Origin of the sequence: Elioraea tepidiphila DSM 17972 (assembly GCF_000378465.1) — a bacterium.
Lineage (GTDB): Bacteria > Pseudomonadota > Alphaproteobacteria > Acetobacterales > Acetobacteraceae > Elioraea > Elioraea tepidiphila.
Window position 1 is genome coordinate 43,891 of record NZ_KB899937.1, and the last position, 13,663, is coordinate 57,553.

Below are 13,663 nucleotides of genomic sequence, written 5' to 3' on the forward strand. Positions count from 1 at the left end.
CGACGATGAAGCTGTTCATGGCGGGGCTGGCGACCGAGACCAACACCTGGGCGCCGATCCCGACCGGGCGTGAGGCCTTCATGGGCCACCGCTACTTCCGCCACGACGCCTCGCGCCAGCCGCCCGGATGGGGGAATCTCGCCATGCGGGTCTGGCGCGGCCGCGCCGAGGCCGACGGGATGGGGATCGCCGAGAGCCTCGCCGCCGCGGCGCAGCCGGCCGGCACCACCGTGCGCGCGGTCTATGAGGAGCTGCGCGACATGATCCTCGCGGACCTGCGCGCCGCCATGCCCGTGGACATCGTGCTGCTCTCGATGCACGGCGCCATGGTCGCCGACGGCTATGACGACTGCGAGGGCGACACGCTCGCCCGCGTACGCGCGATCGTCGGTCCCGAGGCCGTGGTCGGGATCGAGCTCGACCTGCACTGCCACCTGACCGAGACGATGCGGCAGGCCGCCGACCTGATCGTGCTCTTCAAGGAATATCCGCACACCGACATCGCGGACCGCGCCAACGACCTCTACGACCTCGCCGTGCGCACCGCGAAGCGCGAGATCCGCCCGCGCATCGCCTATCACGACCTGCGCATGATCTCGATGTGGCGCACCCCGGTCGAGCCTATGAAGTCCTTCGTCGCCGACATGACCGCGGCCGAGGGCAAGGACGGTATCCTCTCGGTCTCGTTCGGCCATGGCTTCCCCTGGGCCGACGTGCCGGATGTCGGCGCGAAGATGGTGGTGATCGCCGATCGCGACGAGGCCAAGGCCGCACGTCTTGCGCGGGATTTCGGCGCCCGGCTCTGGGCCATGCGCCATGAGACCCACCCCAAGCTCGAGGACGCCGACGCGGTCATCTCGGCCGCGCTCGGCGCCAACAGCGGCAGGCCCGTCGTGATCGCCGACGTCACCGACAACGCGGGCGGCGGCGCGCCCTCCGACAGCACCTTCCTCATCCACCGGCTGGTCGCGCACCAGGCAAAGGGCGCCGCGGTGGGACCGGTTTGGGATCCCGTCGCCGTATCGTTCTGCCGCGAAGCCGGACCCGGCGCGCGGATGCGGCTGCGCGTCGGCGGCAAATGCGGCACGATGTCGGGGCCGCCCGCCGATCTCGACGTCGTCGTGCGCGCGGTCGCGGACGAGCACGAGCAAACCGGTCTCTCCGGCAGCCGTGCGTCCTTCGGACCCTCGGCCTGGGTGGAGGCGGACGGCATCCACCTGCTGCTGATCACCAACCGCCAGCAGGGGTTCCATCCCGACGCGTTCGAGGGGCTGGGGCTCGCGCTCGGCGGACTCAAGCTCGTGGTGGTGAAGTCCTCGCAGCACTTCTATGCCGGCTTCGCACCGATCGCCTCGTCCGTGCGCTATGTCGGCGCGCCCGGCGCGATGGACCACGACTTCGCCGCGCTGCCCTACACGAAGCTCACCACGCCGTACTGGCCCAAGGTCGACGACCCATACAGGACCTAGTGGGGGGAGGACGCTGCCGGGTCCCATCGCGGCTTGCCGCGATGGGTGCCCAGTCCCCCAACACCCCCCTGCATGAGCTCCTACCCGTCCCGTGACCAACACTTGGCGCCGAATGATCGCCGCCGACCTCGCCGCCGTCGCGGCGATTGAGCGCGACTGCCACAATCCGCTGCCACCCGAAGGCGCGGCCGTGTTCGCCGACCGGCTCGCGGCGTTTGCGGAGGGATGCTTCGTGGCCGGACCGGAGCGCGGCGTCGCGGGCTACGCCATCGCGCATCCCTGGCGGCTCGGCACCGTGCCGGCGCTCGGCCTCGCGCACATCGACATCCCGCAGGCCCCCGACTGCCTCTGGCTGCATGACGTGGCGCTCCGCCCTGCCCTGCGCGGCCGCGGCCTGATCCCGGCGCTGCTCGCCAGGCTCGATGCGCTCGCCCGCGCCCACGCGCTGCCGATGCTCGCCCTCACCGCCGTGCACGGTACCGAAACGCTCTGGTCGCGGCACGGCTTCGCGGTCGTACCAGGCTACGACGCGGCGCTCGCCGCCTACGGCGCGACCGCGCGCGTCATGACCCGCCCCGTGCGCTGAGCACCGGCAGCAGGTCGTTCATCGCCGCGAGATCCCGCCCCCACGCCGCCGAGGCGAGCCGCACCACGCCCTCGGTCACGGGCATGGCAACGCCAACCTCGCGCGCCTGCGCCAGGTAGAACACCAGGCCGAACGGCACGTCCTCCAGCACGTAGCGCGTCTCGATCGTGGTCGGCCCGGCCGGGCCGCCGCGCCGCGCGTGCAGCTCCACCATCATTCCAGCGAGATCGGGCGCGCTGAGCGCGTAGGAGCGGCGGAAGAACTCCTCCGCGGTCGGGATGCGCACGCCGCACGCAGCCGCCAGCGCCTGCCGCTCGGCGTCCATCGCCAGGATCAGCCGCGCCACCGACGGCGTGGTGCAGTGGTACTGCGGCCAGACCTCGCGGTGCTCGATCCGGCTCAGATTGCAGAGCGCCATCGCCGTGTGCGCGATCGGGTTGATGTTCGCCAGCGCCGCCGCCAGCACGCTCTCCGCCGGCACGAACCGCGCGCCCCAGAGCTCGGCCGCGGTCGCGATCGCCGCATCCGTCTGCTCCGCCCGCACGGCCGCGACATCGCACGCCCCGCGCAGTGTGGCCACCTGCACCGAGGCCCCGTCCGCCCCGCGCCGGGCCGTCAGCGCGGTGGTGCCGAACCCCGCGACCGTCACGCCGCACGGCCCGATCAGCCGATCAAGATACAACGGCGACAGGCTGGCCGCGGCGCTGACGAACACCGTCTGCCCCGCGACGAGATGCGGTGCGACCGCCTCCATCACCGCCCGGTGCCCGTTCGCCGGCACCGCGACCAGCACGCACGTGGCCCCGGCGACCGCCTCGGCGGCCGTCGCCGCCACGCCCAGTTCGAACACGCCCGTGACTTCCCCGGTCGCGGTCAGTCGCCCGCCGCTCGCGCGCAACCCCGCGGTGCCGCGCCCCGAGGGTGACCAGAGGCGCACCGCGTGCCCGCGGGAGGCGGCCAGGGCGGCGGACGCGAGGGCGATCGCCCCCGCGCCGAGAACGGCAAGCTGCATGATGCTCCTGATGTCCGGGGTTCAGTCGGCGGTGATGTTCCCGCGTTCGACCACGCCGGTCCAACGCGCGAGGTCCTCGCGCAGCAGCGCGGCGAAGCGCTCGGTCGGGCCGCCCGCGGGCGTCGCGCCGAGTGTCGCCAGTCGCTCCTTGACCTCCGCCTCGCCGAGGATCTCGGTGAACGCCGCGTGCAGCCGCGCGATCACCGGCGCGGGCGTGCGCGCGGGCACGGCGATCCCGGTCCAGATGCTCGCGGTGAAGCCCGCGACACCGGCCTCGATCATGGTCGGCACGTCGGGCAGCGGCGCGAACCGCTCAGGCGAGGTCACCGCCAGCACGCGGAACTTGCTCGCGTCGCCCGCCAGCACCGACGGGGCGGAGACGAACATCACCTGGATCGCGCCGGCGAGCAGGTCGTTGAACGCGGGTGCGGCGCCGCGATACGGCACGTGGGTGACGCGCAGCCCCTCGCGCTGGAGGAAGTCCTCCATCAGCAGGTGCGTGTTGGTGCCGACCCCGGTGGAGGCGTAGTTCAGCGTGTCGGGGCGCGCGCGGGCCGCGGCGATCAGGCCGCGCACATCCGCGATCCCGCTGCCGGCCGCGGCGATCAGCACCACGGGGCTGTCCACCAGGTGGATCACCGGGGCGAAGTCGGCATCCGGGTCGTAGCCCATCTGCCGCTTCAGCGCCTTGGCGATCGTCCACTGCCCGGCGGTGACCAGCAGGATCGTGTGGCCGTCCGGCGCGGCACGCGCCACCTCCTGCCCGCCGAGCAGCCCGCCCGCGCCGCCGCGGTTCTCGACGATCACGCTCTGGCCGAGCAGCGCGCCGAGCCGGTTGGCGAACACCCGCCCCATCACGTCCTGCGAGCCGCCGGGCGCGAACGGCACGACGAGCCGGAGCGTGCGCTCGGGGAAGGTCTGGGCGGCGGCTTGGCGCGCGAACGGGGCGAGCCCGGCGGCAGCAAGCAGCGAGCGGCGGCGGATCACGTCACTTCATCCCCTTGATGACCTTAGCCACTTTACGCGGCTTGCGCGGGCGGGCGCGAGAGGGGGGACAGGATGGCAGCGCCGTCGCGGCCCGCTCGCCCACCCCCGGCACCGCCATCGTCACGCCCCATCCGCCATGGCAAACCCCCTGCGCGCCCTCCCGGCCCCAGCACAGAGGAAAGCCCGATGCGTCCCGTCCTTCTGCTCGTCGCCGCCCTCGCGATCGCCGCCCCCGCCCAGGCCCAGGCCCAGGAGACCCTGCTGCGGCTCTCCGAATCGGCCGAGCGCACCGTGCGCGCCGACGAACTCCGCGCCACGCTGCGCGCCCAGGCCACCGGCACCTCCGCCGCGGCCGTGCAGCAGGCGGTCAACCGCCAGATGGCGGCCGCGCTCGAACGCGCACGCGCGATCGCCGGCATCACCGTCGCCACCGGCAGCTACTGGTCGTGGCGGTCGGGCGAGCGCGGTCAGACCTGGACCGCCTCGCAGGAACTCCGCCTCAGCGCGATCGAGGCCGCGCCCGCCCTGCTGGAGCTGGTCGGCACGCTCCAGGGCCAGGGGATGCTGATCGGCGCCCTCGCCTACGAGGTCTCGGCCCCGCTCGCGCGCCAGACCCGCGACGAGGTGACCGAGGAGGCGCTCGCCGGGCTGCGGGCGCGGGCGGAGCGGCTCGCCAGCGCGCTCGACATGCGCTTCACCGGCTTCCGCGAGGTGCGCGTCGATGCGCCCCGGCACATGCCGCCGCCGATGCCGCGCATGGCGGCAGCCGCGCGCGCGGACGCCGCACCCCCGCCGCCCTCGGCCGAGCCCGCCGAGGTGCCGATCAGCGCCACCGTCGAGGGCGACGCCGTGCTGGGGCCGCGCTGAGCCGGTCGCCCCACGCGTCAGGCGCGCCCGCAGCGATGCAACCCGCGGTGCAACCCTGGCGCGTCATCACCGGCGTTCAGGACTGATTAAGGTTTGCACTGCGGCGCAGTTCCAGTATTCTTGATGCATCGGCGGTCATTTCACGCCGAGTACCCGCGGGGACGGTCTCCCCTGCCGAACCTCGCGGTTTTCCGTACGGAAAAAGCGGCGCCCGGTTACCCCCCTAACCGGGCGCTTTCTTTTGGCCGCGGCGGTAAGCGGGGCGAGGCTCGACCCTCGCCCTTTCGCCGTGCCACCCAAGGTTGTCCTGCATCAGCCGAGGCGCTGGCCGGTGCCCGGGCAGGGCGCGCGTCACACTGATGTGATGCCCGGCGCCGCCTCAGGCCGGAACGCTCAGCTCGACCACCGACCCGCATCCGGTCGCCGTGGAGCGGCCCGACCGCGCCGACCGTGGCTGCCGCCACACCAGTCCTATGCGCGACACAGTTCGCACAGAAGTCGGCCTCTTGTGCGAACGGTCTCAGTGCGCCTCGGCCCAGCTGCGCGCCGCCCCGGTCTCGACCACCAGCGGCACGCGGATCGTCGCCGCGCTCTCCATGGTGCGCTTCACGGTCGCGGCGGTGGCGTCGCGTTCGCCTTCGGGCACCTCGAACAGCAGCTCGTCATGCACCTGGAGCAGCAAGCGGGCAGCGAGCCCCGCCTCGGCGAGCGCGCGCGGCAGCCGCACCATGGCGCGCTTGATCACATCCGCCGCCCCGCCCTGCAGCGGCGCGTTGATCGCCTGGCGTTCGGCGAAGGCGCGCCGCGCGGGGTTCTTCTCGCCGATGCCGGGGATCCAGATGCGCCGCCCGAACGGCGTCGTGACGAAGCCCTTCATGCGCGCCTCCTCCTTCATCCGCTCCATGTAGGCGCGGATGCCGGGATAGCGCTGGAAATAGGCGTCGATATAGGCCTTCGCCTCGCCCGGCGTGATGCCGAGCTGGTTCGCCAGCCCGAAGGCCGAGATGCCGTAGATGATGCCGAAATTGATCGCCTTGGCGCGGCGGCGGGTGAGTGGGTCCATGCCCTGCATCGGCACGCCGAACACCTCGGAGGCCGTGCGCGCGTGGATGTCCTCGCCCTTCTCGAACGCCTCGCGCAGCGCCGGCACCTCCGCGACATGCGCGAGCAGCCGGAGCTCGATCTGGCTGTAATCGGCCGAGAGCAGCAGATGCCCTGCCTCCGCGACGAAGGCACGGCGGATGCGCCGCCCCTCCTCGGTGCGCACGGGGATGTTCTGGAGATTGGGGTCGGTCGAGGCGAGCCGGCCGGTGGCCGCGCCGGTCATGGCGAAGCTCGTGTGCACGCGGCCCGTGGCGGGATCGATCTGATCCACCAGCGCATCGGCATAGGTGGATTTCAGCTTCGCGAGCTGGCGCCACTCCAGCACCTTGCCGGGCAGCGGATGCTGCGAGGCGAGTTCCTCCAGCACGCCGGCGTCGGTCGCGTACTGGCCGGTCGCGGTCTTGGCGCGCCGCCCGCCCGGCGGGGTGAGGCCGAGCTCGTCGAACAGCACCTTGCCAAGCTGCTGCGGCGAGCCGACGGTGAAGGCGCGGCCGGCGAGCGCGTGGATCTCCTCCTCCAGCACCTTCAGCCGATCGGCGAACTCGGCCGACATCTGCCTCAGGTCGCGCGCATCGACCTTGATGCCGGCGCGCTCCATCGCCGCGATCACCGGGATCAGCCGGCGCTCGACATGCTCGTACAGCACCAGCACCTGCTCGGGCCGGAGCCGCGGCTTGAGAAGCTGCCAGAGCCGCAGCGTCACGTCGGCGTCCTCGGCGGCGTAGGCGGTGGCGCGGTCGAGCGGCACCTCGGCGAAGCTGATGCGCGCCTTGCCGGTGCCGGTGACGGCGTCGTAGCTGATCGGTTCGTGGCCGAGATGGCGCGCCGAGAGCTGGTCCATGCCGTGCTCCCAGCGCCCGGCATCGAGGCAGAAGCTGATCAGCATGGTGTCGTCGATCGGCCCGAGCGCGATGCCGCCGTTCTCGGCGCGCGCCAGCACGGCGAGATCGTACTTGCCGTTCTGCATCACCTTGAGGACGGACGGGTCCTCCAGCAGCGGACGAAGCAGCCCGATCGCGGTCTCGAACCGGAGCTGCTCGGGCGCGGGGTCGGCGGCGAGGTCCGCGCCGCGCCCGACATGGCGCAGCGGCACGTAGCAGGCGCGCCCCGGCGCGGTCGCGAGGCTGACGCCGACCAGCCGCGCACGCTGGGCGTCCAGGCTGTCCGTTTCGGTGTCGAAGGCGAGGAAGCCCTGCGCGTTGGCCTCGGCGATCCAGGCGCGCAGCCGCTCCGCCGTCGTCACCGTCTCGTAGGGACCGAACGCTGCCGTCTCCGGCTCGTGCTGCGCGGTCGCCTTGGCCGGCGCGGGCACCTCGGACGCCGCTCCGTCCAGCCCGAGCCGGTGCAGCGTCGAGCGGAAGTTCTGCGCCTTGAGCCACGCCGCGAGCTTGGCGCGATCGGGCTCCTTCAGCTCCAGCGCCTCGAGCGGCAGCGGCAGCGGCGCCGAGGGATCGAGCGTCACCAGCCTCTTGCTGATGCGCGCCTTCTCGGCGTGCTCGATCAGCGCCTCGCGCCGCTTCGGCTGCTTGATCGTCGCGGCCTTCGCGAGCAGCGTCTCGAGATCGCCGAACTCCTCGATCAGTTGGGCGGCGGTCTTGACGCCGATCCCCGGCACGCCGGGCACGTTGTCGGTGGAGTCGCCGGCGAGCGCCTGCACGTCGATCACCTTCTCGGGCGTCACGCCGAACTTCTCGACCACCTCGGCCGCGCCGATCGGCTTCTGCTTGATCGGGTCGAGCAGCGTCACGCCCGGGCGGATGAGCTGCATCAGGTCCTTGTCGGAGGAGACGATCGTGACCGTGCCGCCCTCGTCCGTCTCGGCCTTGGCGTAGGCCGCGATCAGATCATCCGCCTCCCACCCCTCGGCCTCGATCGCCGGCAGGTCGAAGGCATCGACCGCCTCGCGGATCAGGCCGAACTGCGGGATCAGCTCCTCGGGCGGGTCGGGGCGGTGCGCCTTGTAATCGGGGTAGATATCGTTACGGAACGTCCGCCGCCCCTTGTCGAAGATCACGGCGATGCGGTCGCCCGCGTGCTCGGCGATGAACTTCGCCAGCATGTTGGTGAAGCCGAACACCGCGTTCACCGGCGTGCCGTCGGGGCGCGTCATCGGCGGCAGGGCGTGGAAGGCGCGGAAGATGTATCCCGACCCGTCGATCAGGATCAGGTGCGGGCGGCGGGCCATGCGCGCGGCTCAGGCCGCCTTCGCGCCCTTGAGGACAAAGAGCCGCGAGCAGTAGGGGCACATCACCCGCCCCTCCACCAATGTCAGGAACACGCGCGGATGGCCGAGCGCACCGCCATTGCCGTCGCACGCGACCGTGGTTTCGTCGGTCTCGATGATCTCGGTAGGCTCCGGCGCCTTGGGGGCGGATGGGGCGGACATCGCACTTCCTGTCGGGGTTCGGGGCGCGGATGATAGCTTCCGTGAGGAGCCGGGCAACAGCGAGGGTGGGCAGGCGCGCGGTGCTGGCCGCGGCCCTGGCCGGCTGCGCCCCGCGGCTCGCCCTGCCGGGGCCGCCGAACGGGCCGCCGCGCGACGAGGGCGAGGTGCTGGTGATGCCCGACGGGGCGCGGCTGCCGCTCCGTTCCTGGCTGCCGGAGGGTCCGGCGCAGGGCGCGATCCTCGCACTGCACGGGTTCAACGACTACAGCCGCGCCTGGCGCCTGTCGGCACCGCTGTTCACCGCCGCCGGCTGGGCGGTGCACGCCTATGACCAGCGCGGCTTCGGCGCCGGGCCGCATCCGGGAATCTGGCCCGGCCATGACGCGCTCGCCGCCGACGCGACCGCCGCCGCGCGCCTGATCCGCGCGCGCCACCCCGGGGCCCCGCTCGTGCTGCTCGGCGAGAGCATGGGCGCGGCCGTGCTGCTGGTCGCCGCGACCGCGCCCGACCCGCCGCCCGTGGACGCCTACGTGCTCTCGGCTCCGGCGGTCTGGGGCGGCGAGACCATGGGCGAGATCGGCCGCTGGTTCCTCAATCTCGCCGCCCACACCGTGCCCGCGCTCGGCATCGTCGGCGGCTCGCCCTTCATCCGCGCCTCGGACAACGAGGCCGCACTGCGCGAGATGGGGCGCGATCCGCTGGTGCTGAAATCGACGCGCGTCGATGCGGTGCACGGGCTCGTCGCGCTGATGGACGCCGCGCTCGCCGCCGCCGCGCGGTTCGACGCACCGGCGCTGTTCCTCTACGGCGAGAAGGACGACCTCGTGCCCGAGCGCGCGATCGCGGCGATGGCCGCCCGGCTGCCGGGGCTCGCCTCAGGGCGGCAGCGCGGCGTGATCTACCCCGACGGCTATCACCTGCTGCTCCGCGATTCGATCCGCGAGCGCGTCGCTGCCGACGTCCTCGCCTGGCTCGCCGATCCGCATGCGGCCCTGCCGTCGGAGGCCGCGGGCGGTTTGCCGCCCCGCACGGCTTCGGCTATAGGGGCGGGCACGGACCCGTAGCTCAGCTGGATAGAGCGCTGCCCTCCGAAGGCAGGTGTCAAGTTCGTTGACGGAAAAGAGGAGATTGAAAGAGGCTTAAAACACAAGGACTTGCGCAACGGGTATCCAGCCCTTCAAAGTCGCAAGAAGTTCACGTAAGCACCACGTAAGCAACACGGCATGCACCCATAGCTCAGCTGGATAGAGCGCCACCCTCCGAAGGTGGAGGTCACAGGTTCGAATCCTGTTGGGTGCGCCACTCTAAGTTTGCGCGACATCGTTCGCGTTTTCCCCGCCAGCGCCACCAGACACGCTCAACAGCAAGAGCATTGGGGACGTTGTTAGGTGTAGTTCCCAACGAGAGGTGTAGCGCCCCGGGGGCGGACAATCGTGACCCGGCTTCGGGCGCGCGTCATGCCGACACGAAGCAGACGGCGGCTCCGCTGATACGGTGGCTGCTCCCGGTTGGTGTCGAAAAACTGGGAAACAAACGCGCCCTCCACAAGCAGCACGCCGTCGAACTCCTTGCCCTTGGCCTTGTGGATCGTCATGAGGACGCAACCCTGCGGATCGCGGTCGGCGGCAAGCAGGCGTTCCCGGTCGAGGATGCGCTTCACAAGGTCTGATGCGCCCGCATAATTTCCCTGGGACAGCCACAGCTCGCTGAGGCTGCTTCCGAGCGCATCGGTTGCCCGGAACATCCTAACCATCCGCGCCTCGCGGAACAGCTCGTTGAGAGCCTTTATCTCTTGCAGGACGCGCCGCGCCTTCCGCCAGTCATCAACAGGATCGCCCGCAAACGCAAACCCATCGGGGGCGAGAGCGGCCAGTTCCTTTGCCGCCTTGATCTTCGGCGCCTTGCCGCCCTCGATCGCCTCGGCGGCTTCATCGAACTTGCGGGCATTCTCACGCGCCGCGTTCGATGGCGTCTCAGCGTTCTTTATCCGGTAATAATGCGCGATCAGGCGCAGTGTATCGCTGACGGCGCGAGAGGCTTCCTTTCCGGGCCACTCAAGCAGCGAGCCGACCACCTGCGCAGCGGCGGCGGAAAGGTCCGCATCCCAGAGCACATCATGCTCGACGGGCGGCAACGTCTGGTTCTTGAACTGGTGCTCTTCGGCCAGTATCGCCGAAAGCTGGGCGACAAAGGAATTGCTCCGGCACAGCACGGCAACGCTGGGGCGTTCAATGCCGTCATCCTTCCTGAGCTTGCTGAAAGTCCAGAGCGCTGCGGCATGAACCGTTGAGGCAAATGATTTGGCGTAGTAGTGAAGAATCGTCACCTCGGGCGCGCCGGGCAGAGGTGAGCGGTTTTCGAGAACGGCATCGGCGAACTGGCGAATCCCTGCCGTCGGACTCCTGTGATTGTCACCGCCAAGATCAAACTCGGCGGGGCGGATCAGGTAGCGCAGGGCCTCGATCCGGCGCGGATCGACATTCTCTCGGTACTCGAATATGCGCTGCTCGGGATCCGCGAGACAGAAAACCTCCGTGGATTCCAGGAATTTTTGAATGATGCGCCACTGGTCATCGTCGGTGTCCTGAAATTCATCGACAATCACCAGCGGATATTTGCCGGCGTAGAGCTTCCGCACTGCCTCGCACTGCTCGAAGAGCGTGGCGATGGCGGGGGCGACCAGATCAAAACAAAAAAGCCCTTCATCCACGGAAAGCCGCAGCCGCTCGTCCTCCCAGGCGCCGTCAAACTGGGATTTCGCAAGCCGCTCGTCGCCGGGATACATGAACCGGGCCTGCCTTCCGCACAGCAGACGGCCATGCGCCGCAAGAGCCTCAAGGCAAAAGAGATGATAGGTCTTGACCTGGATGAGCCTGCGCTCCGCGGGCCGGAGAATATCTTTGCAGCGAACGAGAATCTGCCTGACGGCGGCGCGTGAAAAACTCAAAAACAGGATTTCCTGGCCCGGCAACAGTGCGCGGCAGCGTTCCTGGGCCTTGAGAAGGGCAATGGTTGTCTTTCCCGATCCGGGGCCGCCGGTGACAAGAAGGTGGCCTTGCGTGGAAATGATGTCCTTGCGCGTTTGATCGAGTTCGATCTTCAAGCGCCATCCCCTCTCGGTGCCGCTTGCGCCGCAGGTTCGGCTGCCTCAGCCGCCTGCTCGCCGCCAACCTCCGGCTGGGCACCGCCCGGCTGAACGGCTGGCGGCGCAAGCATATCCTGGATCTTCGCGAGAACGGTGCGGATGGTCGCGGGCAGTTCGTTCTCCGTCTTGCATTCCGCGATCAGCAAGGCCGCGTAGCCATGCGCCTCACCCTTGCGGTCTTTGAGGACCTTGCGCGCGAGGTCCTTGACGGCAGCATCATTCATGTTCGCAGCCGGCTTCGGGTGATGAGTGGGATAATCGGGACGGTCCTTTGCGGTGTCGAGGAAGCGGCGCAGGACGGGCACCGGGACTTCCTCCGCCAGCAGGTTTTCGGCGCCCCTGTGCGGCGATTCCCAGTGATGGGTGTAATCCGCGAGCTGGGCGCTCGCCTGGGCGGAGAGCGGCGCCGCCGGTTTGTCGTAAAGGCCGAAAGTCGTCTTGCCGAGCGCCTTGAAGATCGGGCCGAACCGGGGCACGGAGCCGTCGCCGCCCGCGTCAAAGACGGTAACTCCCGCAAGATCAAAATGCGTGTAATTCTTCGGCCCGCGCGCCAGCTCCATTACGGTTGACGCCACGGGGAATATGGCGGTTTCCGTCGATCCCTCGACAACGAGAACCGCGCGGCTCAAGACCGCCTCCGCGAACTGTCTGCGCTCGGTTTTGAAGGTCTTCGCCTTGATGCCGGTCGTGTCGATGGGAGCGCCTGACAGTGCGCCGTTGTCGCCGCGATTCAGCATGACGATCTGTTCGGGTTCGAACTGCTCGATCACATACGGCGAATGCGAGGTGACGATGGTTTGCCCCATCTCGCGCAGCACGAAGCGGACGACGCGCCTTTGCGTGTGCGGCGGAAGCGCGATCTCGGGCTCCTCCATCGCGAAGATGACAGACTGCTTTTGCTTGAGCTCCGCTATAAATGTCAGAAGCGCGAAGACAAGCATATTGATGGCGCCGGTGCCCTGACGCTGGAATGGGACCAAGTGTCCGCTCTTTTTTGAGGCCACGAAGAAACGCACAACCTCGCGCAGATGCTCGCGCGTAAGGTCGGAGGCAAAGAAAGCGGTTGCGTCGCCATCGGCAGCCAGATTGACGAATTGCGCCATGCGGCTCTGAACTTCGGCTCGAATCTGCTTGAGCTGGCCGATGTCGCCGATCGCAGGGTCAAGGCCGCGCAGGCGCTCAAGAGTATCCTGCCACATCTTGTCGAGGCCGGTTCCGCCGATGCGCAGGATGGTGTCAAGCAGCGATCCGCGTTGCAGGCTCAGGGCGCGCGAGCCCGTGCGCAGCGTTCGCAGGAACAGGAAGCCGCAAAGTCTCTTGTGCTCCCGCGTGAAGGGCCGCAGCCCGGCCCCAAGCTTCGCCTCCGCGTCATCGTCAACCTGAACCGCGTCTTGGGGATGGGCAAAAAACGTGTTGCCGATAAAGTCATCTTCGGACGGGTCATAGCGGCCAATAAATGTGACGGGCAAGGCCCAGCAGGTCCCGGCAGCATCGCCGGCCCGCGGGCCGCCACCGGCCTCGTCGGCGAAGCAGCCCTTGGCGTCATCCCACCGGCGTAAATGGTTGTGAAAGCGCTTCTCGGCTTCGGAGGAAATGTCGAGAAGAATCGCGTCCAGGCGGATTTCGACGGGCTCTTTTTTGTCCAGATACCGGCTTTCATAAAAATCGTGCTCGTTCACCACCGGGCGCCGGTAAAGCCGCTCCGGCCCCAGCAGCAGATCAAGAGCCTCACATATTGTGGACTTGCCGGCATTGTTGCCGCCGACTAGGAGAGTATTCGGCGCGAAGTCAACGGCTCCGTTTTGGATGCCGCGAAAATTCTTCAGCGTCAGCCGCCTGACTCGCATGAATCCCCCTTCGGTATGGCCTATCTCACCTGACACTCCGCAATTCGCAGGGCTGCCGCTAGTCCGCGTGGACAAACCCGCGGTCTGGGGATTCCCATCGGACTGGGGTGAACCGCTCCGGTTTTGCTGGAGGCTGTTTGGTTTGAGTCACGCGGCCAGTTTCTGGTCGTCAAGCATGGCGTAGTAGCGTTCCTCGGCTTCGGCTGGCGGGATATTGCCGATGGGCTCCAGCAGCCGGCGATGGTTGAACCAGTCGACCC

The 13,663-nt window shown here is 69.2% G+C and carries 10 protein-coding genes and 1 tRNA gene; 5 read left to right on the forward strand and 6 right to left on the reverse strand.

Going from position 1 to position 13,663, the window contains the following annotated elements:
- Window positions 1-5: 5 nt before the first annotated feature.
- A complete protein-coding gene (locus tag F563_RS0118415) occupies window positions 6-1,469 on the forward strand; it encodes a M81 family metallopeptidase (protein WP_019016170.1) in 1,464 nt (487 codons plus the stop codon).
- Window positions 1,470-1,581: 112 nt separating this feature from the next.
- Window positions 1,582-2,055: a GNAT family N-acetyltransferase gene (locus F563_RS0118420; protein ID WP_019016171.1), complete on the forward strand. Its 474-nt coding sequence runs from the start codon at window positions 1,582-1,584 to the stop codon at window positions 2,053-2,055.
- Here the strand turns inward: F563_RS0118420 and F563_RS23245 are convergent.
- Window positions 2,033-3,067 (reverse strand): NAD/NADP octopine/nopaline dehydrogenase family protein, encoded by a 1,035-nt coding sequence (locus tag F563_RS23245; protein WP_019016172.1) that lies wholly within the window; start codon window positions 3,065-3,067, stop codon window positions 2,033-2,035. The genes F563_RS0118420 and F563_RS23245 overlap by 23 nt on opposite strands.
- Before the next feature lie 21 nt (window positions 3,068-3,088).
- Window positions 3,089-4,054, reverse strand: coding sequence for a Bug family tripartite tricarboxylate transporter substrate binding protein (locus F563_RS0118430; protein ID WP_019016173.1), 966 nt, complete (start codon window positions 4,052-4,054; stop codon window positions 3,089-3,091).
- A 186-nt stretch (window positions 4,055-4,240) separates the two neighbouring features.
- Between F563_RS0118430 and F563_RS0118435 the strand changes: the two genes are divergently transcribed.
- Entirely contained in the window at window positions 4,241-4,921 is a 681-nt protein-coding gene (locus tag F563_RS0118435; RefSeq protein WP_019016174.1) for an SIMPL domain-containing protein, read from the forward strand.
- A 520-nt stretch (window positions 4,922-5,441) separates the two neighbouring features.
- On the opposite strand, the gene polA is transcribed toward F563_RS0118435, so the two are convergent.
- Together polA and F563_RS24955 are read right to left on the reverse strand one after the other, a co-directional pair.
- Window positions 5,442-8,210 carry a DNA polymerase I gene (gene polA, locus F563_RS0118440; protein WP_019016175.1) on the reverse strand — a complete coding sequence of 923 codons (2,769 nt, stop codon included), beginning with the start codon at window positions 8,208-8,210 and terminating at the stop codon, window positions 5,442-5,444.
- Window positions 8,211-8,219: 9 nt separating this feature from the next.
- Window positions 8,220-8,411, reverse strand: coding sequence for a zinc-finger domain-containing protein (locus F563_RS24955; RefSeq protein WP_019016176.1), 192 nt, complete (start codon window positions 8,409-8,411; stop codon window positions 8,220-8,222).
- 80 nt (window positions 8,412-8,491) lie between these two features.
- On the opposite strand from F563_RS24955, the gene F563_RS23250 reads away from it, so the two are divergent.
- Both F563_RS23250 and F563_RS0118455 read left to right on the forward strand, forming a co-directional pair.
- Window positions 8,492-9,475: an alpha/beta fold hydrolase gene (locus tag F563_RS23250; protein WP_245557165.1), complete on the forward strand. Its 984-nt coding sequence runs from the start codon at window positions 8,492-8,494 to the stop codon at window positions 9,473-9,475.
- Window positions 9,476-9,636: 161 nt separating this feature from the next.
- Window positions 9,637-9,713, forward strand: a tRNA-Arg gene (locus tag F563_RS0118455).
- Between the two features lie 82 nt (window positions 9,714-9,795).
- Here the strand turns inward: F563_RS0118455 and F563_RS0118460 are convergent.
- The gene (locus F563_RS0118460) at window positions 9,796-11,514 is read right to left on the reverse strand and encodes a UvrD-helicase domain-containing protein (protein ID WP_019016178.1); all 1,719 of its coding nucleotides are present in this window, start codon (window positions 11,512-11,514) and stop codon (window positions 9,796-9,798) included.
- Entirely contained in the window at window positions 11,511-13,403 is a 1,893-nt protein-coding gene (locus F563_RS23255) for an ATP-dependent nuclease (protein WP_084596690.1), read from the reverse strand. Before F563_RS23255 ends, F563_RS0118460 begins: the two co-directional genes overlap by 4 nt.
- Between the last annotated feature and the right edge of the window lie 260 nt (window positions 13,404-13,663).

Excerpts from the sequence above, each read along its gene's own strand:
- F563_RS0118420 (WP_019016171.1), top strand. The coding sequence starts at position 1,582 with ATGATCGCCGCCGACCTCGCCGCCGTCGCGGCGATTGAGCGCGACTGC.
- F563_RS23255 (WP_084596690.1), bottom strand. The coding sequence starts at position 13,403 with ATGCGAGTCAGGCGGCTGACGCTGAAGAATTTTCGCGGCATCCAAAAC.
- polA (WP_019016175.1), bottom strand. The coding sequence starts at position 8,210 with ATGGCCCGCCGCCCGCACCTGATCCTGATCGACGGGTCGGGATACATC.
- F563_RS0118435 (WP_019016174.1), top strand. The coding sequence starts at position 4,241 with ATGCGTCCCGTCCTTCTGCTCGTCGCCGCCCTCGCGATCGCCGCCCCC.
- F563_RS0118415 (WP_019016170.1), top strand. The coding sequence starts at position 6 with ATGAAGCTGTTCATGGCGGGGCTGGCGACCGAGACCAACACCTGGGCG.
- F563_RS23245 (WP_019016172.1), bottom strand. The coding sequence starts at position 3,067 with ATGCAGCTTGCCGTTCTCGGCGCGGGGGCGATCGCCCTCGCGTCCGCC.
- F563_RS24955 (WP_019016176.1), bottom strand. The coding sequence starts at position 8,411 with ATGTCCGCCCCATCCGCCCCCAAGGCGCCGGAGCCTACCGAGATCATC.